27 protein-coding genes and 2 pseudogenes are annotated in these 26,032 nt (G+C 67.5%); 13 read left to right on the top strand and 16 right to left on the bottom strand.

Annotated features, from left to right (window positions below):
- The first annotated feature begins 21 nt into the window (after positions 1-21).
- From hisI to ACXI0U_RS21590, 11 genes and pseudogenes are all read left to right on the top strand, one after another.
- On the top strand, positions 22-423 hold the full coding sequence (gene hisI, locus ACXI0U_RS21540) for a phosphoribosyl-AMP cyclohydrolase (RefSeq protein ID WP_021221365.1): 402 nt from the start codon (positions 22-24) through the stop codon (positions 421-423).
- A complete protein-coding gene (locus tag ACXI0U_RS21545) occupies positions 416-751 on the top strand; it encodes a phosphoribosyl-ATP diphosphatase (RefSeq protein WP_021221366.1) in 336 nt (111 codons plus the stop codon). The genes hisI and ACXI0U_RS21545 overlap by 8 nt, the downstream gene beginning before the upstream one ends.
- Positions 752-774: 23 nt before the next feature.
- Entirely contained in the window at positions 775-1,044 is a 270-nt protein-coding gene (locus tag ACXI0U_RS21550; protein WP_021221367.1) for a twin-arginine translocase TatA/TatE family subunit, read from the top strand.
- Positions 1,045-1,050: 6 nt separating this feature from the next.
- On the top strand, positions 1,051-1,479 hold the full coding sequence (gene tatB / locus ACXI0U_RS21555) for a Sec-independent protein translocase protein TatB (RefSeq protein ID WP_021221368.1): 429 nt from the start codon (positions 1,051-1,053) through the stop codon (positions 1,477-1,479).
- Positions 1,476-2,270 carry a twin-arginine translocase subunit TatC gene (gene tatC / locus ACXI0U_RS21560; protein WP_184489696.1) on the top strand — a complete coding sequence of 265 codons (795 nt, stop codon included), beginning with the start codon at positions 1,476-1,478 and terminating at the stop codon, positions 2,268-2,270. The genes tatB and tatC overlap by 4 nt, the downstream gene beginning before the upstream one ends.
- Positions 2,267-2,974, top strand: coding sequence for a 16S rRNA (uracil(1498)-N(3))-methyltransferase (locus tag ACXI0U_RS21565; RefSeq protein WP_021221370.1), 708 nt, complete (start codon positions 2,267-2,269; stop codon positions 2,972-2,974). Before tatC ends, ACXI0U_RS21565 begins: the two co-directional genes overlap by 4 nt.
- Before the next feature lie 72 nt (positions 2,975-3,046).
- A pseudogene (locus ACXI0U_RS21570) lies at positions 3,047-4,108 on the top strand (methyl-accepting chemotaxis protein); the annotation flags it as partial.
- A 141-nt stretch (positions 4,109-4,249) separates the two neighbouring features.
- Entirely contained in the window at positions 4,250-4,963 is a 714-nt protein-coding gene (locus ACXI0U_RS21575; RefSeq protein WP_374981961.1) for a methyl-accepting chemotaxis protein, read from the top strand.
- 329 nt (positions 4,964-5,292) lie between these two features.
- Positions 5,293-6,282 (top strand): annotated as a pseudogene (locus ACXI0U_RS21580) (methyl-accepting chemotaxis protein); the annotation flags it as partial.
- Positions 6,283-6,423: 141 nt separating this feature from the next.
- Positions 6,424-7,137, top strand: coding sequence for a methyl-accepting chemotaxis protein (locus tag ACXI0U_RS21585; protein ID WP_410478808.1), 714 nt, complete (start codon positions 6,424-6,426; stop codon positions 7,135-7,137).
- Between the two features lie 57 nt (positions 7,138-7,194).
- Positions 7,195-7,629, top strand: a complete 435-nt coding sequence (locus ACXI0U_RS21590) for a UPF0158 family protein (protein WP_479550786.1) — start codon at positions 7,195-7,197, stop codon at positions 7,627-7,629.
- A 63-nt stretch (positions 7,630-7,692) separates the two neighbouring features.
- Here ACXI0U_RS21590 and ACXI0U_RS21595 read toward each other — a convergent pair whose 3' ends face one another.
- The 5 genes from ACXI0U_RS21595 to pip all read right to left on the bottom strand — a co-directional run bounded on the left by ACXI0U_RS21595 (position 7,693) and on the right by pip (position 11,839).
- The gene (locus tag ACXI0U_RS21595) at positions 7,693-8,427 is read right to left on the bottom strand and encodes an amino acid ABC transporter ATP-binding protein (protein ID WP_031288441.1); all 735 of its coding nucleotides are present in this window, start codon (positions 8,425-8,427) and stop codon (positions 7,693-7,695) included.
- Complete coding sequence (locus ACXI0U_RS21600) at positions 8,420-9,382, bottom strand: amino acid ABC transporter permease (protein ID WP_043240630.1); 963 nt, start codon at positions 9,380-9,382, stop codon at positions 8,420-8,422. The genes ACXI0U_RS21595 and ACXI0U_RS21600 overlap by 8 nt, the downstream gene beginning before the upstream one ends.
- Before the next feature lie 110 nt (positions 9,383-9,492).
- Positions 9,493-10,284, bottom strand: a complete 792-nt coding sequence (locus ACXI0U_RS21605) for a transporter substrate-binding domain-containing protein (RefSeq protein ID WP_021221376.1) — start codon at positions 10,282-10,284, stop codon at positions 9,493-9,495.
- Positions 10,285-10,424: 140 nt separating this feature from the next.
- The gene (gene dtd, locus ACXI0U_RS21610) at positions 10,425-10,862 is read right to left on the bottom strand and encodes a D-aminoacyl-tRNA deacylase (protein WP_184489699.1); all 438 of its coding nucleotides are present in this window, start codon (positions 10,860-10,862) and stop codon (positions 10,425-10,427) included.
- The gene (gene pip, locus ACXI0U_RS21615) at positions 10,862-11,839 is read right to left on the bottom strand and encodes a prolyl aminopeptidase (RefSeq protein ID WP_184489700.1); all 978 of its coding nucleotides are present in this window, start codon (positions 11,837-11,839) and stop codon (positions 10,862-10,864) included. Before pip ends, dtd begins: the two co-directional genes overlap by 1 nt.
- A 92-nt stretch (positions 11,840-11,931) precedes the next feature.
- On the opposite strand from pip, the gene ACXI0U_RS21620 reads away from it, so the two are divergent.
- Both ACXI0U_RS21620 and ACXI0U_RS21625 read left to right on the top strand, forming a co-directional pair.
- Positions 11,932-12,363: a hypothetical protein gene (locus tag ACXI0U_RS21620; protein WP_031288443.1), complete on the top strand. Its 432-nt coding sequence runs from the start codon at positions 11,932-11,934 to the stop codon at positions 12,361-12,363.
- A complete protein-coding gene (locus ACXI0U_RS21625; RefSeq protein WP_374981963.1) occupies positions 12,360-12,833 on the top strand; it encodes an NUDIX domain-containing protein in 474 nt (157 codons plus the stop codon). Before ACXI0U_RS21620 ends, ACXI0U_RS21625 begins: the two co-directional genes overlap by 4 nt.
- Before the next feature lie 195 nt (positions 12,834-13,028).
- On the opposite strand, the gene hutG is transcribed toward ACXI0U_RS21625, so the two are convergent.
- From hutG to hutC, 11 genes are all read right to left on the bottom strand, one after another.
- A complete protein-coding gene (gene hutG, locus ACXI0U_RS21630) occupies positions 13,029-13,832 on the bottom strand; it encodes an N-formylglutamate deformylase (protein WP_374979187.1) in 804 nt (267 codons plus the stop codon).
- The gene (gene hutI / locus ACXI0U_RS21635; protein WP_479550787.1) at positions 13,825-15,033 is read right to left on the bottom strand and encodes an imidazolonepropionase; all 1,209 of its coding nucleotides are present in this window, start codon (positions 15,031-15,033) and stop codon (positions 13,825-13,827) included. Before hutI ends, hutG begins: the two co-directional genes overlap by 8 nt.
- Complete coding sequence (locus tag ACXI0U_RS21640; RefSeq protein ID WP_021221194.1) at positions 15,030-16,583, bottom strand: HAL/PAL/TAL family ammonia-lyase; 1,554 nt, start codon at positions 16,581-16,583, stop codon at positions 15,030-15,032. Before ACXI0U_RS21640 ends, hutI begins: the two co-directional genes overlap by 4 nt.
- Before the next feature lie 7 nt (positions 16,584-16,590).
- On the bottom strand, positions 16,591-17,406 hold the full coding sequence (locus ACXI0U_RS21645; protein WP_479550788.1) for a quaternary amine ABC transporter ATP-binding protein: 816 nt from the start codon (positions 17,404-17,406) through the stop codon (positions 16,591-16,593).
- Positions 17,403-18,254 carry an ABC transporter permease gene (locus ACXI0U_RS21650; protein ID WP_111262793.1) on the bottom strand — a complete coding sequence of 284 codons (852 nt, stop codon included), beginning with the start codon at positions 18,252-18,254 and terminating at the stop codon, positions 17,403-17,405. Before ACXI0U_RS21650 ends, ACXI0U_RS21645 begins: the two co-directional genes overlap by 4 nt.
- 43 nt (positions 18,255-18,297) lie before the next feature.
- Positions 18,298-19,266 (bottom strand): ABC transporter substrate-binding protein, encoded by a 969-nt coding sequence (locus ACXI0U_RS21655; RefSeq protein ID WP_111262792.1) that lies wholly within the window; start codon positions 19,264-19,266, stop codon positions 18,298-18,300.
- A 347-nt stretch (positions 19,267-19,613) separates the two neighbouring features.
- The gene (locus ACXI0U_RS21660; RefSeq protein ID WP_236204357.1) at positions 19,614-20,933 is read right to left on the bottom strand and encodes a Na+/H+ antiporter family protein; all 1,320 of its coding nucleotides are present in this window, start codon (positions 20,931-20,933) and stop codon (positions 19,614-19,616) included.
- Positions 20,934-20,992: 59 nt separating this feature from the next.
- Complete coding sequence (gene hutH, locus ACXI0U_RS21665) at positions 20,993-22,525, bottom strand: histidine ammonia-lyase (RefSeq protein WP_479550789.1); 1,533 nt, start codon at positions 22,523-22,525, stop codon at positions 20,993-20,995.
- A gap of 2 nt (positions 22,526-22,527) precedes the next feature.
- Positions 22,528-24,198 (bottom strand): urocanate hydratase, encoded by a 1,671-nt coding sequence (gene hutU / locus ACXI0U_RS21670; protein WP_479550790.1) that lies wholly within the window; start codon positions 24,196-24,198, stop codon positions 22,528-22,530.
- Positions 24,199-24,640: 442 nt separating this feature from the next.
- The gene (locus ACXI0U_RS21675) at positions 24,641-25,228 is read right to left on the bottom strand and encodes a HutD/Ves family protein (RefSeq protein ID WP_479550791.1); all 588 of its coding nucleotides are present in this window, start codon (positions 25,226-25,228) and stop codon (positions 24,641-24,643) included.
- Positions 25,225-25,893, bottom strand: a complete 669-nt coding sequence (gene hutC, locus ACXI0U_RS21680) for a histidine utilization repressor (RefSeq protein WP_479551110.1) — start codon at positions 25,891-25,893, stop codon at positions 25,225-25,227. The genes ACXI0U_RS21675 and hutC overlap by 4 nt, the downstream gene beginning before the upstream one ends.
- Positions 25,894-26,032 lie beyond the last annotated feature (139 nt).

A 26,032-nucleotide genomic window follows, 5' to 3' on the forward strand; every position in this document is an offset into this window, starting at 1 on the left:
GACCCGCTCGTGGAAACCGAAATGAACGACTGGCTGGAAGAAATTCACTGGAATGCCGATGGTCTGGTCCCGGCAATCGCCCAGGACCACAAGACCGGCCGCATCCTGATGATGGCCTGGATGAACCGCGAATCCCTGACGCTCACCGTCGCCGAGAACCGTGCCATCTATTGGTCACGCTCCCGTGGCAGGCTATGGCGCAAGGGCGAGGAATCCGGCCACGTGCAGCGTCTGCACGAGCTGCGCCTGGACTGCGACGCCGACGTCGTGGTGCTGATGGTCGAACAGCTTGGCGGCATCGCCTGCCACACCGGCCGTGAAAGTTGCTTCTACCGCGTCTTCGAGAATGGCGACTGGAAAACCGTCGACGCGGTCATCAAGGACCCCGATGCGATCTACCACGCAGGACACACCCATGAGTGACACCCTTACCCGCCTCGCCGAGGTCCTGGAAGCGCGCAAGGGCGCCGCAGCGGACTCCTCCTACGTGGCCAGCCTGTACCACAAGGGGCTGAACAAGATTCTCGAAAAGGTCGGCGAGGAATCGGTGGAAACCATCCTCGCCGCCAAAGACGCCGCCGTCAGCGGCGACTGCAGCGACCTGATCTACGAAACCGCCGACCTCTGGTTCCACAGCCTGGTCATGCTCGCCGCCCTCGGCCAGCATCCCCAGGCGGTGCTCGATGAACTGGATCGTCGCTTCGGCCTGTCCGGGCACGCTGAAAAAGCCGCCCGCCAGCCTTCCGCATAACGCATTAGCCTCAGGAGCAAACCATGGGTATTTTCGACTGGAAACACTGGCTGGTCATTCTGATCGTCGTCGTCCTGGTGTTCGGCACCAAGCGCCTGAAGAACCTCGGTTCGGATGTCGGCGAGGCCATCAAGGGCTTCCGCAAGGCGATGAACACCGAAGAAGACCAGAAGGCCGAACAGCAGGCTGCCGCCCAGCCGCAAGCGCAACAGCCCGGCGCCCCGCTGAACCAGCCGCACACCATCGACGGCCAGGCACAGAAGGTCGAAGAGCCGGTAGTGCGCAAGGACTGACCCAGCATGTTCGGTATCAGCTTTGGTGAACTGCTGCTGATCGGCCTGGTGGCGCTGCTGGTGCTCGGCCCCGAGCGCCTGCCCGGTGCCGCCCGCACCGCCGGCCTGTGGATCGGCCGCCTCAAGCGCAGCTTCAACGCCATCAAGCAGGAAGTGGAACGCGAGATCGGCGCCGACGAAATCCGTCGCCAGCTGCATAACGAACAGATCATGGCGCTGGAGAAGCAGATCAAGGAGAGCATCGTGCCTCCCGCTGCGGAGCCCGTGCCCACGCCGGCCGCCCCGCAGCCGGCCCCCGAGGCCGTGCCCGCACCCGCGACAGCAGCGGCGGCCGAGGCGAGCCCCGTCGCGCCCGCCGCTGAAGCCGTCCCGGCCAGCGCACCGGCCGCCCCCGTCGTGCCCACCGAACAGCCACAGCCGCCACGCCCCCTATGAGCGATCACAAGCCGGAACTGGACCAGGAAATGCCCCTGGTCTCGCACCTCACCGAACTGCGTACCCGCCTGCTGCGCTGCGTGGCCGCGATCTTCCTGATCTTCGCCGGGCTGTTCTACTTCGCCCAGAAGATCTACACCCTGGTCTCCGCGCCGCTGCGCCAGTACCTGCCCGAAGGCGCGACCATGATCGCCACCGACGTGGCATCGCCCTTCCTCACGCCGTTCAAGCTAACCATGGTGGTGGCACTGTTCCTCGCCATGCCGGTGATCCTGCATCAGGTCTGGGGCTTCATCGCGCCCGGCCTGTACAAGCACGAGAAACGCATCGCCATGCCCCTGCTGGTCTCCAGCATCGTGCTGTTCTACGCCGGCATGGCCTTCGCCTACTTCCTGGTGTTCCCGCTGATCTTCCACTTCTTCGCCAGCGTCACTCCCGAAGGCGTGTCGATGATGACGGACATCAGCAGCTACCTCGATTTCGTCATGACCCTGTTCTTCGCCTTCGGTGTCGCCTTCGAGATCCCGGTGGCCGTGGTGCTGCTGATCTGGATCGGCGTCGTCGACGTCGCCTACCTGAAGAAGATCCGCCCCTATGTGATCATCGGCTGCTTCGTGGTCGGCATGATCCTCACCCCGCCGGACATCTTCTCCCAGACCCTGCTGGCGATCCCCATGTGGCTGCTGTTCGAGGTCGGCGTGTTCTTCGGCGGCCTGATCCGCAAACGTGGCGATCACCCCGAGGACAGCACCGACGAGCCCGGCGACCAGCCGCCCGCCACCCAGCCGTGAACCTGCTGCTGCTCGAAGAGGGCGACCTGATCGCCCCCGATCGCGCCCTGCTGCAGGGTCGTCGCCTCAAGCACCTGCATGAAGTGCACCGCGCCGAAGCCGGCGACAGCCTGCGCGTCGGCCTGCTCGGCGGCGCCATGGGCGAAGGTCGCCTGCTGAGCCTGGAGGCCGACCGCGCCGAACTGCAGTTCAGCCTGGAACAGGCGCCACCGGCCAAGCTGCCGCTCACCCTGCTGCTGGCCCTGCCACGGCCGAAGATGCTGCGCCGCGTGTTGCAGACGGTCGCCGCCATGGGCGTCCCGCGCCTGGTGCTGCTCAACAGCTACCGGGTGGAAAAGAGCTTCTGGCAAACCCCCTTCCTCGAACCCGACGCCATCCGCGAACAGCTCATCCTCGGCCTGGAGCAGGCCCGCGACACGGTGCTGCCCGAGGTGGTGATCGAGAAGCGCTTCAAGCCCTTCGTCGAGGATCGCCTGCCCGCCATCACCGCCAACACCCTCGGCCTGGTCGGCCACCCCGGCCCCTGGCCCGCCTGCCCGCGCGCGGTGGAAGGCCCCATCACCCTGGCCATAGGCCCGGAAGGTGGCTGGATTCCCTACGAGGTGGAAAAGCTTCAGGAAGCCGGCCTCGACCCGGTGCAACTGGGTGAGCGCATCCTGCGCGTGGAAACCGCCGTCACTGCCCTGCTCGCCCGCCTGTTCTGAAGCCTCTGGCTTCAAGCCGCGCCTGCGCCTGCCGATAACCCCAGCACTGCCTCGTTCGCTGGAGAAGTCCTCATGTTCCGCTGGTTCGGCAATATCAGTGTCAACCTCAAGCTGACCCTTGGCTTCGGCCTGGTACTGCTGCTCACCGTGCTCATCACCCTCACCGGCTGGCTGGCCCTCGACGCCACCCTGCAGCGCGGCGACAAGCTCGGCGCCAGCGCCAAGCTCAGCGAACTGACCAAGGACCTGCGCGTCGCCCGCCTGCAGTACCAGATCAAGCAGGAGCCGGCCACGGCCGACCAGGTCAACGCCGCCCTCAAGGCCATCGACGACTACGCCCTGGAGCTCAACAAGAAGCTCAGCGATCCCAAGGACCGCGACCTGATCAGCCAGGAAGAAGCGGCGGTAAACACCTACCAGCAAGCCTTCGGCCAGCTCGCCCAGGCCTACCAGGCCCGCGAAGCGGCACGCACCCAACTGGGCGCCAGCGCCGACGCGGCCGTCCAGGCCATTGGTGAAATCGAGCAGCGCATCCTCGCCGATATCGCCCTGGACGAAGCCTCGCGCCTCGAACAGTACCGCCAGCTCAGCGAGCTGCGCCTCTCGGTGCAGCAGGCGCGCTTCCAGGTGCGTGGCTACACCTACAGCAACGACCCGAGCCTGGAGCAGGCCGCCCTCAGCGCCGTGGACACTGCCCTGGCCGGCCAGGCCAAGCTCGGTGAAACCCTGGGTGAGGACGAGGACCTGGCCAAGGTCGCCGCCGGCCTCAAGGCCTACCGCAGCGCCATCAGCGCCTTCCGCGCCGCCACCGACAACACCCAGGTGCACTTCCAGAGCATGGCCGCCCAGGGCGACAAGCTGCTGCAGGTCAGCAACCAGCTGTTCGAGGGCCAGTCGGCCAAGCGCATCAAGGAAACCACCCGTACCCGCAGCATGCTGCTGACCGCCATCGCCGTCGCCCTGGCCATCGGCGTCGCCGCCGCGGTGATCATCACCCGACAGATCGTCCTGCCCCTGCAGCGCACCCTGGGCGTGGCCGAGCGCATCGCCTCGGGCGACCTCAGCGAAGACCTCAAGGTCGATCGCGCCGACGAACTCGGCCAGCTGCAGAAGAGCATGCAGCGCATGACCCTGAGCCTGCGCGAGCTGATCAGCCACATCCGCGACGGCGTCACCCAGATCGCCAGCGCCGCCGAGCAGCTCTCCGCCGTTACCGGGCAGACCAGCGCCGGGGTCAACAACCAGAAGGTCGAGACCGACCAGGTCGCCACCGCCATGAACGAAATGGCCGCCACCGTGCAGGAGGTCGCGCGCAATGCCGAACAGGCCTCCGAAGCCGCCAGCTCCGCCGACCGCCTGTCCCGCGAGGGCGAGGTGGCGGTCAACGACGCAGTGGAGCAGATGGATCGCCTGGCCACCGAAGTGGGCCGCTCCAACGACGCCGTCGGCCGCCTCAAGCAGGAAAGCGACAAGATCGGCAGCGTGCTCGACGTGATCAAGTCCGTGGCCGAGCAGACCAACCTGCTGGCCCTCAACGCCGCCATCGAGGCCGCCCGCGCGGGCGATGCCGGCCGTGGCTTCGCCGTGGTCGCCGACGAAGTGCGAGGCCTGGCCCAGCGCACCCAGAAGTCCACCGAGGAGATCGAGGAGCTGATCGCCGGCCTGCAAAGCGGCACCCAGCAGGCCGCCAGCCTGATGGACACCAGCCGCAGCCTGACCGAAAGCACCGTCGAGCTGACCCGCCGCGCCGGTCGCCGCCTGGGCACCATCGCCCAGGCCGTCTCCACCATCCAGCAGATGAACCAGCAGATCGCTGCAGCCGCCGAGCAGCAGGGCGCGGTGGCCGAGGAGATCAACCGCAGCGTGATCAACGTGCGCGACATCTCCGAGCAGACCGCCTCCGCCAGCGAGGAGACCGCCGCCTCCAGCGTCGAACTGGCGCGCCTGGGCAACGAACTGCAATCGATGGTCTCGCGCTTCCGCGTATAACCCGCCAGCCCTGGCACGCGTTTCGCGGCCAGGGCGCAATGCCCGTGCAGGCTTGCGACGCCGCTACGCCGCCAGCTACTCTCCCGCACCTTGCGTCCCTGGTCGCAGCTCCGGTGGCCCCTTCAGCCAGCCACCCGCGCCCAGCTCCAACAACTCGAAAGACGCCCCTACCCCACTCGAACACGGCAGCGCCACAAGCACTGCCGTGCGCAGCTCATTTCCGGGAGAAATCCATGTACCACTGGTGTACGCAACTGCTGGCCAACCTCACCGTCAGCAAAAAACTCGTGGCCGGCTTCGGCCTGGTCCTGCTGCTCACCCTCACGGTGATGCTCACCGGCATCCACGGCATCGACCGCATGATCGCCAGCAGCGACGAGATGGTCGCCGTCGGCGCCGTGGACAACCTGATCAAGGACGCCCGCGCCGAGCGCCTGCAGTTCCTCGCCAACGGCGACATGCAGCACGCGAAGAACATCGAGGAACTGGTCGACCGCATGCTCCAGCAGAACGAGCACATGCGCCCGCAGTTCGCCGAGGGGGAAGGCGCACGCCGCCTGGCTGGCCTCAATGCCGCCGTGCTCGCCTACCGCCAGTCCCTGGGCGACCTGATCCGCGCCCAGGAAACCCGCAACGCCGCCCGCGCCGTGCTGGTCAAATCCGCCGAGTCCAGCCTGCAGGTGTTCGAGAAGCTGCAGAACCAGCTGTTCGACGAACTGGCGCTCAACAGCAGCGACAGCCAATTGCTGGGCCAGGCCCGCGAGGTGTTCGAGCTGAACCGCCAGCTGCTGTCGATCCGCTACCTGGTGCGCGGCTTCGTCTTCCAGCAGACCCCCGAATCCGAGCAGCCGGCCCTCGCGGCGCTGGCCACCATGCAGGCCGACCTGCAGAAGGCCATCGCCGGCACCAGCGGCGAGCGCCTGGAAGCCCTGCAGAGTGCGCAGCAGTCCTTCGCCGCCTATCAGGACGCCATCCGCCTGTTCGGCAACGGCGCCGCTGCCAGCCGCCAGGCCAGCGCCACCATGGCCGACCACGCCCAGGTCATGCGCGACCTCAGCCAGGCGCTGTACAGCCAGCAAGTGGACGAGCGCAGCGGTGACGCCAGCGCCGCCAGCGGCCAGTTGCTGGTCACCACCCTGTTCGCCGTGCTCCTGGCCATCGGCGCCGCCTGGGTCATCACCCGGCAGATCATCCAGCCGCTGCGCCAGAGCCTGGCCTTCGCCGAACGCATCGCCCAGGGTGATCTCGGTGGCCAACTGCAGGCCGACCGTCGCGACGAGCTCGGCCAGCTGCAGCGCTCCCTGCAGGCCATGGCCGGCAACCTGCGCCAGTTGATCAGCCACATCGGCGACGGCGTCACCCAGATCGCCAGCGCCGCCGAACAGCTCTCCGCCGTCACCGAGCAGACCAGCGCCGGGGTCAACAGCCAGAAGGTCGAGACCGACCAGGTCGCCACCGCCATGAACGAGATGGCCGCCACCGTGCAGGAAGTCGCGCGCAACGCCGAGGAAGCCTCCGAAGCCGCCCTCGCCGCCGACCGCGAAGCCAATGCCGGCAACCGCATGGTGCTGGAGGCGGTGCAGCAGATGGACCGCCTGGCCACCGAAGTGGCGCGCTCCACCGAATCGGTGCAGCAGCTCAAGCGCGAGAGCGAGAAGATCGGCAGCGTGCTCGACGTGATCAAGGCGGTGGCCGACCAGACCAACCTGCTGGCCCTCAACGCCGCCATCGAGGCCGCCCGCGCAGGCGAAGCCGGCCGTGGCTTCGCCGTGGTCGCCGACGAGGTACGCGGGCTGGCCCAGCGCACGCAGAAATCCACCGAAGAAATCCAGGAGCTGATCGGCGGCCTGCAGAACGGCACCCAGCAGGCCGCGAGCATGATGGAAAGCAGCCGCGCCCTCACCGACAGCACCGTGGAACTGGCGCGCCGCGCCGGTGATTCCCTGGCCAGCATCACCCGCACCGTGTCCACCATCCAGGCAATGAACCAGCAGATCGCCGCGGCCGCCGAGCAGCAGAGCGCAGTGGCCGAGGAGATCAACCGCAGCGTGATCAGCGTGCGCGACGTCTCCGAGCAGACCGCCGCTGCCAGCGAAGAGACCGCCGCCTCCAGCGTCGAGCTGGCGCGCCTGGGCAACGAGCTGCACACCATGGTCGGGCGCTTCCGCGTCTGACAAAACGGCGCCCCGGGGGTAGGATCACGCGGTCATCCTTCCCCCAAGGCCCCCGTCATGCGCCCACTGACCATCGACCTCGACGAACTGGCCTTCGCCCTCAACACCAACGGAGAAGATCTGGATCACTACCTGGATCTTCTGAGCGGCAAGGTCCTCTTGATGTACTCGGAAGTTCCAGACCCCGAAGTTGCGAATCTGCTTGAATCCGAACCCGAGCGAATGCTGCTGATCGAGCCGATCACTTCGGCAATCAGCTTCACCATCATGGAAGACTTCATACAGACGGTGACGCAGCAGGAAATCTATCTTGCCCTCGAACACGCCCTGTCTGGCCGGAAGCCGTTCAGAACATTCAAGAACGTGCTTATGGGTTATCCGGACGTACTGCAGGCCTGGTACACCTTCGAAGCCAATGCCATCCGGCAACTGGCGCTGGACTGGCTTGAGGAAAATGACCTGTATCCCGCCAACGAACCTCGCGATGCATAGCCTGCAAAATCTCGCTGATTCGCCACACCATGAAAAAGGGCCGCATCGCGGCCCTTTTTTTCGTTACAGCACCTGGCGCAGGAAGGATTGCGCGCGCGGGTCCTGTGGCTGGTCGAAGAACTGCGCCGGCGGCGCATCCTCCAGCAACTTGCCGTGGTCGAAGAACAGCACGCGGTCGGCCACTTCGCGGGCGAAGCCCATCTCGTGGGTGACGCAGACCATGGTCATGCCCTCGACGGCCAGCTGCTTCATCACGTCCAGCACCTCGCCGACCATTTCCGGGTCCAGCGCCGAGGTGGGCTCGTCGAACAGCATCACCTTGGGCTCCATGCACAGGGCACGGGCGATGGCCACGCGCTGCTGCTGGCCACCGGAGAGGCGCGAGGGGTACTCGTCCACCTTCTGCGAGATGCCGACCTTGGCCAGCAGCGCCCGGGCCTTCTCCTCGCGCTCGGCCTTGCCGCGCTTGCGCACGACCTTCTGCGCCAGGCAGAGGTTCTCCAGCACCGTCATGTGGGGGAACAGGTTGAAGTGCTGGAACACCATGCCCACCTCGCGGCGGTAGGCGTTCACGTCGGTCTTCGGGTTGGCGAGGTCGACGCCGTCGATGCTCACCGAGCCGGAGTCCAGCTCTTCCAGGCCATTGAGGCAACGCAGGAAGGTGGACTTGCCGGAACCGGACGGGCCGATCACCACCACCACTTCGCCACGAGCCACCTGGGTGGTGACGTTATCCACCGCGCGCACCTCATGGCCACGGGCATCGAAGACTTTTATCAGCTCACGGACTTCAATCACTTTGCGCAAGCCTCCGTTCCAGGCGGTTGGCGATCTGCGACAGGGGCAGGTTGATCACCAGGTACAGGGCGGCGACGCAGAACCAGATCTCGAAGGTCGAGAAGGAGGTGGTGATCGCCTCGCGGCCGCTCTTGGTCAATTCGGTGATAGCGATGACCGACACCAGCGAGGTGTCCTTGACCAGGCTGATGAACTGCCCGGCCAGGGGCGGCAGCACGCGTTTGAAGGCCTGGGGCAGGATCACGTGGCGCATCGACTGCCCGGAAGACAGGCCGAGGGAACGCGCCGCCTCGTTCTGCCCACGGGCGATGGACTGCACGCCGGCCCGGACGATCTCGCCGACGTAGGCGCCGGTGAACAGCGCCAGCGCCGCCACCCCGGCGAACTCGCGGGACAGGTCGAGCACGGTGCCGATGAAGAAATAGAAGATGAAGATCTGTACCAGCAGCGGCGTGCCGCGCACCAGCTCGACATAGACGGTGGAGAGGTCGCGCAGGGTGGGGTTCGGCGAAAGCCGGCAGAGGCCGGTGAACAGGCCGATGGCCAGGCCGAAGGCACCGGAAAGGACGGATATCCACAGGGTGGTCCAGAGGCCCCAGAGCAGCGGCCCGGCGGCCCAGTGGCGGGTCACGCCAACCACATCGCCCTCGGCGACGTCATCGCCCTGGGAAACCTGCAGGCTGTCCTTTGCGATGACCAGCTGCTGTTCCTCGCCGGCATCGTTGACCAGCGTCACCCGGGCGTTGGCGCCCTCCTCGGCGATGGCATCGACCCGCGCGTACTCGGCGGCGCGCTGGGCTTCTTCGGCGTGGTAGGCGAAGTACTGCGGCACGCGGTTCCAGCGCCACTCGTACGAAATCAGGGAGGTTGAATACCAGAGGCCATAGGCGACCACGACCAGGATCAGGCCGGTCAGTACGTGCCAGGGCCAGGTGCGACGTTGTTTTCTAGTCACGGGCTATCTCTTTCATGGCGGGAGGCCATAGAAGGCAAAAAGGCAGGCCCGGCCTCGTGAGCCGGAACCTGCCGTCTGCAGCGTGAAGCGTCAGGGCTTCGCGGCTGCGATTACTCCATATCCTTCAGCCAGGCGGTGTTCTTGAACCACTTGGCATGGATGCGATCGTAGGTGCCGTCCTTCTGGATCTGGTGCAGCCAGTTGTTGATCCAGTTGATGCTGTCGTAGTCACCCTTCTTCAGGCCGAAGGCCAGGGGCTCGTAGGTGAAGGGCTCTTCCAGGTACACCAGCTTGCCGGCGCCGGCCTTGTTCACCGCGACCACGTTGTAGGGGGCGTCGTAGATGAAGGCATCGGCCTTGCCGTTGACCACGTCCATCACCGCTTCCTGCTCGTTGTCGAAGCCGTTGTACTTGGCCTTGGCGATCAGCTTCTTGGCGACCATCTCGCCGGTGGTGCCGATCTTCGAGGTGATGCGGTACTGGGCGTCGTTCAGGTCCTTGTAGGACTTGATCTTGCCTTCCAGCTCCTTGCGGATCAGCAGGGTCTGGCCGACCACGATGAAGGGCTCGGAGAAGTTGAGGCGCAGGTTGCGCTCCTGGGTCAGGGTCATGCCGGAGCCGATCATGTCGAACTTGTCGGTCAGCAGGGCCGGGATGATGCCGTCGTAGCTGGTGGAAACCAGTTCCAGCTTGACGCCCATCGCCTTGGACATGGCCTTGAGCAGGTCGACTTCGAAGCCAATGATCTCGCCACGCTTGTTGGTCATTTCGAAGGGCATGTAGGTCGGGTCCATGCCGACGCGGAGGGTGCCGCGCTTGACCGCATCATCGACGACGCCAGCGTGTGCCAGGCCGGTGACGGCGCAGGCGGAGAGCAACAGGGATGCGAGAAGCTTCTTCATTCTTACTCCTGATTGGGCAGATCGTTTTATTGTTGGCAGCCCACGGACGACGGGCAGGCGGCAGATGCTAACCGCCCGCGCCGTGGATGGCGAGTCAGAGGCAAGAAGTACGCCAGATTCGGACGGGTGGAGCGCGAGGCCTAGCTTTCCAGCAGGAAGGTGACCGGGCCGTCATTCACCAGGTGCACCTGCATGTCGGCGCCGAAGCGGCCGGTCGCCACCTGCGGGTGCTTGAGGCGCGCCTGCGCCACCAGGTAGTCGAACAATTCCTCGCCCAGGGCGGGCGGCGCGGCGCTGGAAAAGCTCGGGCGCAGGCCGCTGCGAGTGTCGGCGGCCAGGGTGAACTGGGACACCAGCAGCAGGCCGCCCCCCACCGCGCCGAGGGAGAGGTTCATCTTGCCCTCGGCATCGGCGAACACACGGTAGTTGAGCAGCTTGTGCAGCAGCTTGTCGGCGCTGGCCTGGCTGTCCTGGGGCTCGACACCCACCAGCACCAGCAGGCCCTGGTCGATGGCACCGACGGTTTCGCCAGCGACGTCCACGCGGGCCGCGGAGACCCGTTGCAGCAAGCCCTTCATCAGGCCTCTTCTTCCGGCGGCAGGTCCAGCAGGCGGCGGGCGATCTGGTCGGTGGCGCGCACCAGCGCATCGGTGATGCCCGGCTCGGACGCGGCGTGGCCGGCATCACGGACGATCTGCAACTCGCTGTTGGGCCAGGCCTGGTGCAGTGCCCAGGCATTGTCCAGCGGGCAGATCACGTCGTAGCGGCCGTGCACGATGATGCCCGGCAGGTGGGCGATCTTGTGCATGTCGCGCAGCAACTGGTTGGGCTCGAGGAAGGCATCGTTGACGAAGTAGTGGCACTCGATGCGGGAGATGGACAGCGCGCGCATCGGCTCGCTGAAGCGCTCCACCACCGGGCCGCTGGGGCGCAGGGTGGCGGTGCGACCTTCCCAGGTGGACCAGGCCTTGGCGGCGTGCATCTGGGCGATCTGGTCGCTGCCGGTCAGGCGCTTGTGGAAGGCCTGCAGCAGGTCGCCCTGCTCGTCGGCCGGGATCGGCGCGACATAGTCTTCCCAGTAGTCGGGGAACAGGCGGCTGGCGCCACCCGCCTGGTAGAACCAGGTGATCTCCTGGGGACGGCAGAGGAAGATGCCACGCAGGATCAGCGCCTGCACACGTTCCGGGTGTGCCTGGGCATAGGCCAGGGACAGGGTCGAGCCCCAGGAGCCACCGAACAGTACCCACTTGTCGATGCCCAGGTGCTCGCGGATGCATTCCAGGTCGGCCACCAGGTCCCAGGTGGTGTTCTTCTCCAGGCTGGCATGGGGCGTCGAACGGCCACAGCCGCGCTGGTCGAAGGTGACGATGCGGTACAGGTTGGGGTCGAAGAAGCGGCGGCTCAGGGCGTCGCAACCGGAGCCCGGGCCGCCGTGGATGAACACCACCGGCAGGCCGTCGGGCGAACCGCTCTCGTCGACGTAGAGCACATGCGGTTCGTCCACCGCCAGCTCGTGACGGGCGTAGGGCTTAATCTCCGGAAACAAAGTCTGCATTCTGGGCTCCGATACTCTGCGTAAGCTCGACCCCTTGCGGGTCTCCGCCACCTGTCCTGCCGGGCATCATAACGAGGAAAAGGGAGTTAGGCATGTCACCTGGGAAGATGATTTTCGCGATCGCATTGATTCTAGTCGCGCTCACCGGGTGCGGCCGCGACGATCCCGCCGCTGCGCTGGATGCCGCGGTACAGCAGCTGCAGGACAACCTCGAAGCGAAGAAGACCAGCGCGGTGATCGACCAGTTGCACCCGCAGTTCAGCGCCCAGCAGGAGTTCGACCGTGAATGGGCCAAACGCACCATGACGCTGTTGTTCCTGCGGCACAAGAATGTGCGCATCCTGGCCCTGGGCAAGGCCAACCGCATCGACCCGACCTACAGTACCAAGGGCTACACCGAGGCCCAGGTGGGGCTGGCCGGCGCCGAGGGGTTGCTCCCCGACGCCGCGCGGCACTACGCCGTGAAGCTCGAATGGTGGCTGGAGGACGGCGAATGGAAACTGGCACGGCTCACCTGGGAATAGCCCCCAAGCTGCAACACCGCATCCGCGCCGCCGGCCTGCTGGTGGAGGCCGGGCGCATCCTGCTGGTCAAGCACGTGGTCGGCGACGACACCTACTGGATACCACCGGGCGGCGGCTTCGAATCGGATACCGACGCCTGCACCCGCGACACGGTGAAGCGCGAGTTCTTCGAAGAGACCGGGCTGGTGGTGGAAGTCGGCCCGCTGGTCTACGTCCGCGAGTTCGCCGAACCGGCCATGGGCCGCTTCCATATAGAGCTGTTCTACCGCATCGACGCCCGCCACGGCGAACCCACCCTGGCCAACCTCAAGGGCCTGGGCGGCGACGAATTCGACATCCGCGAGCTGGCCTGGATCAGCCGCGAAGAACTGGCCGCCCTGCCCTTCTACCCCGCCGAGCTGCTGGACGACACCTGGGACCGCATCGCGCCCACCCTGCCCACCATCCGCCATCTCGGGTTGCAGACCTAGCCCGGAACGGCTCCTGTGGGAGCGAATTCATACGCGAAAAAAACGAACGGTGGGCTGAAGCGGAGCGCCGCCCGGCCCACCCTACGAGAGTGCCACCCCGGCCATCGATGGGATTCGCTGCGCTCTTCCCATCCTACGAAAGCCCTTCAACGCACGCCCGAATTCATTCGCCCAAGGGACGCGAAGCGGCCCCGGCTATTTCCCGTACCGCTCCCGCCCCCAGGCGAGCATCGCCAGCAGCAGTTGGCGGATGACCTTGCGGGTGGGCACGGCGAGGTCTTCGCGGAAGGCGAAGGGTTCCACTTCGTTCATGTAGGTGCGCTGGGCCAGTTCCAGTTGCACGGCGTGGATGTGTTCCTGGGGCTGGCCGTAGTGGCGGGTGATGTGGCCGCCCTTGAAGCGGCCGTTGAGCACGTGGCTGTAGCCCTCGGCGCGGGCGCAGACGCTTACCAGGGCATCCGCCAGGCCCGGGTCGCAGCTGGCGCCGGCGTTGGTGCCCAGGTTGAAGTCCGGCAGGTGGCCATCGAACAGGCGCGGGATGAAGGCGCGGATCGAATGGGCGTCGAACAGCAGGGCATAGCCGAACTCGCGCTTGAGCCGCGCCAGCTCCTCGGCGATGTGGCCGTGATAGGGCCCCCAGATGCCTTCCAGGTAGCCGGCACGCTCCTCGGCCGAAGGCTCCGCGCCGTCGCGGAACAGCGGCTGGCCGTCGAACATCACGTCGGGGAACAGACCAGTGGTGGCGGTGGCGTAGAGCGGCTTGTCGTCCGCCGGGCGGTTGAGGTCGATGACGTAGCGCGAGTAGTTGGCGGCCAGCAACCCGGCGCCCAGCTCGGCGGCGAAATCGTAGAGCAGTGGGATGTGCCAGTCGGTGTCGATCAGCGAGCATGCGCCGTCGACCAGGCCGGCTTCCACCGCCGGGGTCAGGCGGGTGCCGGGGTGCGGCATGCTGATCAGCAGCGGCACGCGGCCGGGGGTGAAGTCGAGGACGTTATCCAAGGTCGATCTCCTGTCCGTGGCGCACCACCCGCTTGGGCAGGTCGCCACCGAGCCAATAGGCCAGTTGCGCCGGGCGCTCGATGTCCCAGGCGACGAAGTCGGCGAGCTTGCCCGCCTCCAGGCTGCCGCAACGCTCGGCCAGGCCCAGGGCGCGGGCGGCGTTGAGGGTGACGCCGGCCAGGGCCTCTTCCGGGGTCAGGCGGAACGAGGTGCAGGCCATGTTGAGCATCAGGCGCAGCGACAGCGCCGGCGAGGTGCCGGGGTTGAGGTCGCTGGCCACCGCCATGGCCACACCGTGGCGGCGCAGGGCGTCGATGGGCGGCAGCTGGGTCTCGCGCAGCAGGTAGAAGGCGCCGGGCAGCAGCACGGCGACGGTGCCGGCGGCGGCCATGGCGATGGCGTCTTCCTCGGTCATGTACTCCAGGTGGTCGGCCGACAGCGCGCCATAGCGCGCCGCCAGGCTGGAGCCGTGCAGCGACGACAGCTGCTCGGCGTGCAGCTTGACCGGCAGGCCCAGCCCGCGCGCGGCCTGGAACACCCGCTCGACCTGGGCCGGGGAGAAGGCCAGGTGCTCGCAGAAGGCATCCACCGCATCCACCAGGCCTTCACCGGCCAGTTGCGGCAGGATCTCGGTGCATACCCGCTCGATGTAGTCATCGGCGCGCCCGGCGTATTCCGGTGGCAGCGCATGGGCGGCCAGGCAGGTGGTGGTCACCGTCAGCGGCAGCGCTTCGGCGAGGCGCCGGGCGACCCGCAGCATCTTGCGCTCGCTGGCCAGGTCCAGGCCGTAGCCGGATTTCACCTCCAGGGTGGTGACGCCGTCGCGCAGCAGCTGCCGGGCGCGTGTCACCGCGCTGGCCAGCAACTCATCCTCGCTGGCCTCGCGGGTGGCGCGCACGGTGCTGGCGATGCCACCGCCCTTGGCGGCGATCTCGGCGTAGCTGACACCCTCCAGGCGCTGTTCGAACTCGGCGCTGCGGTCGCCGCCGAACACCAGGTGGGTGTGGCAGTCGATCAGCCCCGGGGTGACCCAGGCGCCGCCCAGGTCGATGCGCTCGGCGCCCGTGGTGTCGGGCGCCTCGGCCAGCGGACCGACCCAGCGGATCAGCTCGCCGTCGGCGAGCAGGGCCCCGTCCTCGATCATCGAGTAGCGCCCGCCCTGCAGGGTGGCGAGACGGCAGCCGTGCCAGAACCTCTTCATTGCAATCCTCCTGTCCGTGTGGAAACCGTTTCCAAAGCCGGCCCGTCGCGCAGCAGCGCCACGGCCGAACCGATGTCGGGGGCCAGCCAGCGGTCCTCCTCGTAGGCGGGCACCCGCTCACGCAACAGCGCCCGGGCGGCCGCAGTGCCGGCACCGGTGGCCAGCTCGCCGAGAAACTCCTGGGCCTGGGCGGCCAGTAGGTACTCGATGGCCAGTATCTGCCGGCAGTTGCCCAGGGCGCGGCCGAGCTTCAGCGCGGCGCTGGTGCCCAGGCTGAGGTGGTCTTCCTGCAGGCCGGAGGTGACGAAGTTGTCCACCACCGCCGGCTGCGCCAGGTGGCGGTTCTCGCCGGCCAGGGCGGCGGCCACGTACTGCAGGATCATCATCCCCGAGTTGACCCCGGGCCGGCTGACGAGGAAGGCCGGCAGGCCGCTGACCAGCGGGTTGACCAGGCGATCCAGGCGCCGCTCGGCGATGCCGCCCAACTCGGCCACGGCTATGGCCAGCAGGTCGGCGGCCATGGCCACGGACTCGCCGTGGGGGTTGGCCTGGGAGATCACCCGGTAGTGGTCCGGCGTGCCCAGCACCAGCGGGTTGTCGTTGGCGGAATTGAGCTCGGTCTCCACCTGGCGCGCGGCGTGGTCGAACTGGTCGCGGCAGGCGCCGTGCACCTGGGGGATCGAGCGGATGCTCAGGGCGTCCTGGGTGCGCAGGCCCTGGCTGGCGGCGATCACCTCGCTGCCGGCGAGCAGCGCGCGCAGGTTGGCGCCGACCTTCTGCATGCCTGGGTGCGGCTTGAGTTCGAGTATCGCCGGGTCGAAAGCGGCGAGCTGGCCGCGCAGGGCCTCGAAGCTCATGGCGCCGATCACGTCGGCCCAGCGCAGCAGGTGCTCCAGGTCGGCCAGGGCCAGGCAGGCCAGGCCGGTCATGCAGGGCAGGCCGTTGACCAGGCAGAGCCCGTCCTTGGCGCCCAGCTGCAGCGGTTGCAGCCCTTCGGCGGCCAGCGCCTGGGCGGCCGGCACCACGACACCGCGATGGCTCACCTCGCCGACGCCCAGCAGGGCGATGCCGACATGGGCCATGTGGGTCAGGTAGCCCACCGAGCCCTGGGACGGCACGCACGGGGTGATGCCGCGGTTGAGCAGGTTGAGCAGCCCTTCCACCACCTGCGGCTGCAGCCCGGACTTGCCCTGGCTGTAGTTGGCGATGGCGCAGCAGATGATGGCGCGGGTCTGCTCGTCCTCCAGCACCGGGCCGACGCCGCAGGCGTGGCTGAGCAGGGTGTTGCGCGACAGCGCGGCGAGCTGGTCGCCCTCCAACAGGATGTCGCTCAGGGCCCCCAGGCCGGTGCTGATGCCATAGGCGCGCTCGCCACGCTCGACGATGCGGCGGACGATGGCGTGGGCGTTGTCGATGCGCGCCCAGGCTGCCGGGGCCAGCTCCAGGCGCCGGCCGTCACGGGCCACATCGACCACGTCGCGCCAGCGCAGCGGGCCGTTGCCGAAGACGGTGGTTTCAAGGGTGGTGCTGCTGGTCTTCACGGTATCCATGCCGCCCTCACAGGTTGGCCACACGGCGCTGGACGAAACGGTCGACGTAGTCGTCAGCGGGCTGGTGGAGGATTTCACGGGGCGCGCCGACCTGGATCAGCTGGCCGTCCTTGAGGATGGCGATGCGGTTGCCGATGCGCACCGCCTCGTCGAGGTCGTGGGTGATGAAGACGATGGTCTTGTTCAGGCCCTTCTGCAGCTCCAGCAACTGGTCCTGCATGTCGGCACGGATCAGCGGGTCGAGCGCGCTGAAGGCCTCGTCCATGAGGATGATGTCGGTGTCCGCCGCCAGGGCCCGGGCCAGCCCCACGCGCTGGCGCATGCCGCCGGACAGCTGGTGCGGATAGGACTTCTCGTAGCCCGCCAGGCCCACGGTGGTGATCCAGTGCTGCGCACGCTCCTGGCACTGCGACTTGCTCTCGCCGCGCACCTTGAGGCCATAGGCGACGTTGTCCAGCACGCTCTTGTGCGGCAGCAGGCCGAAGCTCTGGAACACCATGCTGATCTTGCGCCGACGGAAGTCGCGCAGGGCCTGCATGTCGTAGCGCAGGATGTCCTCGTCATCCACCAGGATCTCGCCGCTGGTGGGGTCGATCAGGCGGTTGAAGTGGCGCACCAGGGTGGACTTGCCCGAGCCGGACAGCCCCATGATGACGAAGATTTCCCCCGCCTCGATGGACAGCGACAGGTCGTTGACCCCCACCACGCAGCCGGTGGCGGCCAGAACCTCGGCCTTGCTGCGCCCCTGGCGGATCAGCGCCATGGCCTCCTCCGCACGCGGGCCGAAGATCTTGTAGACGTTCTTCACCTGGATCTTGCTCATTGGCTGGCCTCATGGCGGGAGCGGCCATAGGCCTGGGTTATGCGGTCGAAGACCACGGCGAGGATGACGATGGCCAGGCCGGCCTCCAGGCCCTTGCCGACGTTGAGCGTCTGGATGCCGATGAGCACGTCCTCGCCCAGGCCACGGGCCCCGATCATGGAGGCGATCACCACCATCGACAGCGCCATCATGGTGGTCTGGTTGACCCCGGCCATGATGCTCGGCAGCGCCAGCGGCAACTGCACGCCGAACAGCTGCTGCCAGCGGTTGGCGCCGAAGGCGTTGACCGCCTCCATCACCTCGCCGTCCACCTGGCGTATCCCCAGGTCGGTGAGGCGGATCAGTGGAGGCGCGGCGTAGATCACCGTGGCGAAGATGGCCGGCACCTTGCCCAGGCCGAAGAGCATCAGCACCGGGATCAGGTACACGAAGCTGGGCATGGTCTGCATGATGTCCAGCAGCGGCATCAGCAGCGCCCGCAGGCGGTTGCTGCGCGCCGAGAGAATGCCCAGCGGGATGCCGATCAGCACCGAGATGAAGGTGGCCACCAGCATCAGCGCCAGGGTCTGCATGAGCTTGTCCCACAGCCCCACCGCGCCTACCAGGAACAGCAGGCCGGTGATCACCAGGGTCGGCAGGACGCGGCGGGTGGCGTGCCAGGCGATGGCCGCCACCAGCGCCAGCATCAGCCACCAGGGCGTGGCGCGCAGCAGCCACTCCAGGTTGACGATGGCCCACAGCAGGGTGTCGGAGATGTGCCGGAACACATCCCCGTAGTTGGTCACCAGCGCATCGACCCAGCCATTGACCCAGTCGGCGATGGAAAATGTGAAGCGTTCGGGAAACATCGGGAGCTCTCCGGGTGAGTGGATGCGCGGGTGCCGTCAGGCGTCAGAGCGATGCGTCGACCTTCTTCGCCGCATCCTCGCTGACCCAGGCGTGCCAGATTTCCGGGTGCTCCTTGAGGAAGGCCTTGGCCAGCTTGTCCGAGGCGATCTTCTCCTTGGCCATGCGCGCCAGGTTCTGGTTCAGCAGGTCGATGGGCAGGTTGACCTTCTTGAGCATCTCCACCAGCTCAGGCGCCTCGTCGTGGAAGGTCTTCGACAGGCCCACCTGGATGGTCACGCGCTTGTCGACGCCGGGCTTCTCGTCCAGCTTCACCAGGTCGGCCTGGCCCATCAGCGGTGTCGGCGACCAGTAGTAGAAGAGGATAGGCTCGCCACGGCGGTAACTGGACAGCACCGCGGCATCCAGCGCCGGGCCGGTGCCGGGGCGGAAGTTGGTGAATCTGTCCTCGAGGCCGTACTCCTTGAGCATCTCGCTGTTCTCCAGCTCGCAGGTCCAGCCGGCCGGGCAGTTGTAGAAGCGGCCCTTGGACGGCTCTTCCGGGTCGCGGAACAGCTCGGCGTACTGGCCCAGGTCGGCGATGGCCTTGAGCGTCGGCGCCTTGGCTTCCAGGCCGCGCTTGGCGTCACCCTCCACCAGGTAACGCGGCACGTACCAGCCTTCCACGGCACCGACGATCGGTGCGCCCACGCCCACCACCTTGCCGGCCTTCTCGGCCTTGTTCCAGGCGTCGCTGCGGCCGATCCACTCCTCGGCGAAGATCTGGATGTCGTTGTTGCCCAGGGCCTGCTCCATGGTGATGGAGTTGCCCGGCAGGCTGTCGGTCTCGCAGCCGTAGCCTTGCTTGAGGATGACCTGCAGCAGGTCGGTGAGCAGCATGCCGCTCTCCCAGTTGAGACCGGCGAACTTCACCGGCTTGCCGGCTCCGCACCAGCTTTCGGCCTGGGCGGTCCCATGGCCCGCCAGCAGTCCCACGGCACACACCAGGCCCAGCACTTTCTTGTTGAATCGCATGTTCCGACGCTCCTCGAACTTGGTAAGGGTTAAGGCAGAGCAAATGCCCGGAGGGCAGGCCATCGGCTTCCGGGCAGGAAACCGGCCAGAGCCGGTTCCCGTACGTCGGCGACGACGAATTCTCGTGGATGGCGGGTTCGCCCAGGCGCCCCGCTCATCCCGCGTACGACCACTCAGTCATCCAGACTCAACACGGGCGGCATCTCCTGCCGCCCCTCACCAGCGCCCGGCCGCACCCAGATGAACCAGGCAATGACCAGCAGGGCGATCCACACCGCGCCTACCTGCAGCGCGGCCTCACAGCGGTCACCGCTCCAGGCGGTGGCCTGACGGATTGAAGTCCCCCTCTACAGCACCATCGCCGCCACCCAGCCGAAGGCCAGCAAAGGCAGGTTGAAGTGCAGGAAAGTCGGTATGACGGTGCCCCATATATGATCGTGCTGGCCGTCGGCGGCCAGCCCCGCCGTCGGCCCCAACGTGGAGTCGGACGCCGGCGACCCCGCATCGCCCAGGGCCGCAGCGGTGCCCACCAGGGACAGGGTCGCCAGAGGCGAGAAGCCGAAGCCTACGGCCAGCGGCACGTAGATGGCGGCGATGATCGGCACGGTGGAAAAGGACGAGCCGATGCCCATGGTGATCAGCAGCCCCACCACCAGCATCATGAACGCCGCCAGGGCGCGGTTGCCGCCCACCAGTTCGGCGGAATGGGCCACCAGGGACTGGATTTCGCCGGTGGCCTTCATCACCCCGGCGAACCCCGAGGCGGCGATCATGATGAAGCCCACCAGGGCCATCAGCCGCATGCCCTGGAGGAAGACCCCGTCCTGTTCGTTCCAGCGGATCACCCCGCTCATGGACACCAGCGAGAACCCCACCAGGCCACCGAACACCATCGAGCCGGTCCAGAGCTGCACCACCAGGGCCAGTACCAGCGCCAGCAGCACCATCGCCGATTGCCGGCGGGACAGGCGCGCCGGGGCCTCCCCTTCCTCGCCCGCGACCGGACGGTCGGCATAGGCGCGGGGCTGGCGGTAACTCCAGAGCAACGCCAGAGCCAGGCCGAAGACCATGCCCAGCGCCGGAATCAGCATGGCCACCGGCGCCATCTCGCGGGACACCAGTTGACCACTGCCGGCGCCGTTGATGTTGGCCACCAGGATGTCGTTGAGGAAGATCGCGCCGAAGCCCAGGGGCAAGGTCATGTAGGTGGTGGTAATGGCGAAGGTGATGGCACAGGCCACCGCCCGGCGATCCAGTTGCAGGCGGTTCATCACGTGCAGCAGGGGCGGCACCAGCAGTGGGATGAAGGCGATGTGCACCGGCACCAGGGTCTGCGAGGCGATGCCCGCCAGCACCATGGACAGCAGGATGGCCCATTTGATGAAGCGCCCGCCGCCCTCGCCCAGCCGGTCGGTGAGGTTGGCGGACAAGCGCTGGGACAGGCCGGTACGGGACAACGCGATGGCGAAGGCCCCCAGCGTCGCGTAGGCCAGGGCCACGGGGGCGCCGCCGCCCAGGCCTTCGTTGAAGGACTTCACCACGGTTTCCATCGGCAGGCCGGCAAACAGCCCGCCCACCAGCGCCGAGGCGATCAGGGCGAAGACCACCGAGACCCTCAGCATGCACAGTGCAACCATGACCAGTACGGCCAGGATGATCGCGTTCATAACCACTCCTTGTTCTTGTTGTGTCAGGCGGGCCGAGCGCACGGCCCGCTGGGGTGAGTTCAGAGGCTCGGCAGCAGGCCCTCCGGCATCAGCGCATTGAGGCAACCGCTGGCCAGCAGCGCGCTGGCGGCCTCGATGTCCGGGGCGAAGAAACGGTCCTCCTGGTAGTAGGGCACCTGGCCCCGCAGCAGGGCGCGGGCCTCCTCCAGCTTCGGCGAGCTCTTCAGCCCTTCGCGGAAATCCAGGCCCTGGCAGGCGCCCAGCCACTCCACGGCGAGGATGCCGCGCACGTTCTCGGCCATGGCCCAGAGGCGCTTGCCGGCGTTCGGCGCCATGGAGACGTGGTCTTCCTGGTTGGCCGAGGTGGGCAGGCTGTCGACGCTGTGCGGATGGGCCAGCGCCTTGTTGTCGCTGGCCAGGGCGGCAGCGGTGACCTGGGCGATCATGAAGCCGGAGTTGACCCCGCCGTTGGCCACCAGGAAGGGCGGCAGCTGCGACATGTGCTTGTCCATCATCAGCGAGATGCGCCGCTCGGAGAGCGAGCCGATCTCGGCGATGGCCAGGGCCAGGTTGTCGGCGACCAGGGCCACGGGCTCGGCGTGGAAGTTGCCACCGGAAACCACGTCACCCTGTTCGGCGAACACCAGCGGGTTGTCGGAAACGGCGTTGGCCTCGACCTCCAGCACCTCGGCGGCCTGGCGCATCTGGGTCAGGCAGGCGCCCATCACCTGCGGCTGGCAGCGCAGGGAATAGGGGTCCTGCACCTTGTCGCACTGGGCATGGGAGCGCGCCACCTCGCTGCTCTCGGTGAGCAGCGAGCGGTAGGCGGCGGCGACGTCGATCTGCCCGCGCTGGCCCCGGGCGGCATGGATGCGCGCATCGAAGGGCGCCCGCGAACCGAGCATGGCCTCGACGCTGAGCCCGCCACAGACGGTGGCGGCGGCGAACAGGTCCTCGGCCTCGAACAACCCGCGCAGCGCATAGGCGGTGGAGGCCTGGGTGCCGTTGAGCAGGGCCAGGCCCTCCTTGGCGGCGAGGGTCAGCGGCTCCAGCCCGGCGATGGCCAGGGCCTCGGTGGCCGGCAGCCACTGGCCCTCGTGGCGGGCGCGGCTCTCGCCGAGCAGCAGCAGGGACATGTGCGCCAGGGGGGCGAGGTCGCCGGAGGCGCCCACCGAGCCCTTGAGCGGGATGTGAGGGTAGACCTCGGCGTTGATCAGGGCGATCAGCGCGTCGATCACCTTGCGGCGGATGCCGGAGAAACCACGGGCCAGGCTGTTGACCTTGAGCAGCATGATCATCCGCACCAGGGCGTCGTCCAGTGGCTCGCCGACACCGGCGGCATGGGACAGCACCAGGGAGCGCTGCAGCTTCTCCAGGTCCTCGCGGGCGATGCGGGTGGAGGCCAGCAGGCCGAAGCCGGTGTTGATGCCGTAGGCGGTACGGTCCTCGGCGATGATCCGCTCGACGCAGGCGACGCTGGCCTCGATAGGCGCGTCGGCGCTGGCGTCCAGGCTCACGCGCACCGGCCCGAGATGGACCTGGCGCAGCTGGGCCAGGGTCAGTCGGCCGGGCAGAAGATGGAGGTCGAACATGCTCATTCCCCCTTGCCGATCATCGGCAGGTTGAGGCCCTGCTCGCGGGCGCAGTCGATGGCGATCGGGTAGCCGGCGTCGGCATGGCGCATCACGCCGGTGCCCGGGTCGTTGGTCAGCACGCGGGCGATGCGCGCGGCGGCCTCGTCGGTGCCGTCGCAGACGACGACCATCCCCGAGTGCTGGGAGAAGCCCATGCCCACGCCGCCGCCATGGTGCAGCGACACCCAGGTGGCGCCGCTGGCGGTGTTCAGCAGGGCGTTGAGCAGCGGCCAGTCGGACACGGCGTCGGAGCCGTCGGCCATGGCCTCGGTTTCGCGGTTGGGGCTTGCGACCGAGCCGGAGTCGAGGTGGTCGCGGCCGATGACGATGGGCGCCGACAGCTCGCCGCTGCGCACCATTTCGTTGAACGCCAGGCCGAGCTTGGCGCGCTGGCCCAGGCCGACCCAGCAGATGCGCGCCGGCAGGCCCTGGAAGGCGATGCGCTCGCGGGCCATGTCCAGCCAGCGGTGCAGGTGGGCGTCGTCGGGGATCAGCGCCTTCACCTTGGCGTCGGTCTTGTAGATGTCCTGCGGGTCACCGGACAGCGCCGCCCAGCGGAACGGGCCGACGCCGCGGCAGAACAGCGGGCGGATATAGGCCGGGACGAAGCCGGGGAAGTCGAAGGCGTTGGCCACGCCCTCCTCCTTGGCCATCTGACGGATGTTGTTGCCGTAGTCGAAGGTGGGGATGCCCTGCTTCTGGAAGTCGAGCATGGCCTGCACGTGCACGGCCATGGACTGCTTGGCGGCCTTGACCACGGCAGCCGGGTCGCTCTGTGCACGGTCGCGGTACTCCTCCCAGGTCCAGCCGGCCGGCAGGTAGCCGTTGAGCGGGTCGTGGGCGCTGGTCTGGTCGGTGACCATGTCCGGACGCACGCCACGGCGCACCAGCTCGGGGAGGATCTCGGCGGCGTTGCCGTGCAGGGCGATGGAGATGGCGCGGCCTTCGGCGGTGTAGGTGGCGATGCGCGCCAGGGCGTCATCCAGGTCCTTGGCTTGCTCGTCGACGTAGCGGGTCTTCAGGCGGAAGTCGATGCGGCTCTGCTGGCACTCGATGTTCAGCGAGCAGGCGCCGGCCAGGGTCGCGGCCAGGGGCTGGGCGCCGCCCATGCCGCCGAGGCCGGCGGTGAGCACCCAGCGACCGGCGAGCTTGCCGTCGTAATGCTGGCGGCCCGCCTCGACGAAGGTTTCATAGGTGCCCTGGACGATGCCCTGGCTGCCGATGTAGATCCAGCTGCCGGCGGTCATCTGGCCGTACATGGCCAGGCCCTTGGCATCCAGTTCGTTGAAGTGTTCCCAGGTCGCCCAGTGCGGCACCAGGTTGGAGTTGGCGATCAGTACGCGCGGGGCGTTGGCGTGGGTCTTGAACACGCCGACCGGCTTGCCGGACTGCACCAGCAGGGTCTCGTCCTCGTTCAGCTCCTTGAGGGTGCGGACGATGGCGTCGTAGCACTCCCAGTTGCGCGCGGCACGGCCGATGCCGCCGTACACCACCAGCTCCTTGGGGTTCTCGGCCACTTCCGGGTCCAGGTTGTTCATCAGCATGCGCAGCGGCGCTTCGGTCAGCCAGCTCTTGGCGTTGAGCTGGGTACCGCGCGGGGCGCGGATCTCGACATCACGGAATTTGGTCATGGCAGGCTCCTGGGAGGCGTGGGGTGCAGAGGGACGGGAATCGTGCCCGGATATCTACACACATATGAACTTGTACATACAAGCATATGCAAGTGGAAGGCCAGTTCGGCGAAACAGGCTTCAGCTGCTCGCGCAGAACCCCTGGAAGCAGCGAACGACATGGGCCTCGGCAGTGGACGGAGAATCGATGACGAGCAGAAGGGAAAGTAGCCGACCTGTTACCGGGGCGCGCTTGTGGGGCGAAGCGCAGCGTTTCATGCACGCTAATGGGGCGTTCGGTAACGCAGCGGCGAAACAGGGGGAGGGAAACGCAGGCTGGGCCGGGAGGCGTTTCGCCGAGGCAGGCAGCTGGCCGCAGCAGAGCCGAGCCAAATCAGGCGATGCACCGTTGGCGCCTCGCTGCTCGGCGCCAACCTGGGTTGTCATGTACGACCCAACGGGATCAGCGCGGCTGCAGCTCGATCAGGCAGCAATCCACCACGGTCAGGGCGTCGAGCACCAGTTCGCGCAAGGCCCCGTCACCTTCCAGGTGCAGGCAGTCATGGCGGCCGAGGTGCAGCGCCTCGCCGCCCACCTGCACATCCAGCCCCTCACCGGCACTGAACAGCACCAGGGTGCGGGCGGAGCTGAACAGGCGCAGCGGCCCGTTGACGCGCTGCCATTGCAGGCGAGCGCCGAAGCGTTGCGGGGCGTAGATCAGGTTGAAGTCGCGGATGGCGCCACCCAGCAGCTCGCACTCCACGCGGCTGCCGCCATCGAAGGCGAAGGCGTCGCCGGGCTTCAGCTCGCGAGAGGGCATGCCATCCACCACGAGGCGCATGCCGTCACCCTCCAGTACGGTGATGACGCGCTGGTAGCCGGTGAAGGCGGAAAAGGGACCGGGCTGGCCGACATCGGCGATGGACAGGCGCCAGCCGAAACCCTCGAGGTCGGCGCCGCCGTCGCGGAGGATTTCCTGGGTGGAGCCGGCGCCGTTCTTCCACGGCATGCGCGGGTAGTCGACCGCGCGCAGGACCTGGGGCGCACTCATGAGCCGAACCGCCCTTCGAGGCGGTAGCGCGAGCCGGGGTAGAGCAGGCGCGCGCTGGTCACGGTATTGCGGCCCGACCAGGTACGGCGGCGGATCAGCAGGCAGGGTTCGCCGCGCTCGATCTGCAGCAGCCGGCATTCGTCGGCCTCGGCGAGGATGGCTTCGACCACGTGCTCGCCCTCGGTGAGCGGCGCGACCTGGGACAGGTAGGCGTGGGGCGTCTGCTGGGTGAAGTCCTGCCTGAGGTAGTCCGGCGCCACCGAGGCGTTGACGTAGCGGTCCTCGATCTGCACCGGTACGTCGTTCTCGAAATGCACGATGACCGAGTGGAACACCCGCTGGCCTTCGCGCACATCCAGCGCCAGGGCGCGCTCGGAACCGGCCAGCTCCTCGCCCAGGGCGATCACTTCACAGCGGTGCGCATGGCCCCGCGCGGTGATTTCCTCGGCGATGTTGTGCACCTCGAACAGTGCCGCCTGGCCCTTGGGCTCGGCGACGAAGGTGCCGACACCCTGCATGCGCACCAGGTAGCCCTCGGCGGTCAGCTCGCGCAGCGCGCGGTTGACGGTCATGCGGCTGACGCGCAGTTCGTTGACCAGCTCGCTCTCGGAAGGCACGCGGTGGTGCGGCGGCCAGGTGCCGTCGTCGATCTGCCGGCAGATCATCTGCTTGACGCGGGCGTACAGCGGCGCGGGCGCCTCGCCGGGCTGGACGGCGAAGGACGGGATGTCGACGGACGGGTTGGGCACGGGGATCACTCCTTGGCGGCGTGCCCGGCGGGGGCGGCCGGGGGTCTGGACGAGT

The organism is Pseudomonas sp. C9D1 (assembly GCF_056491235.1).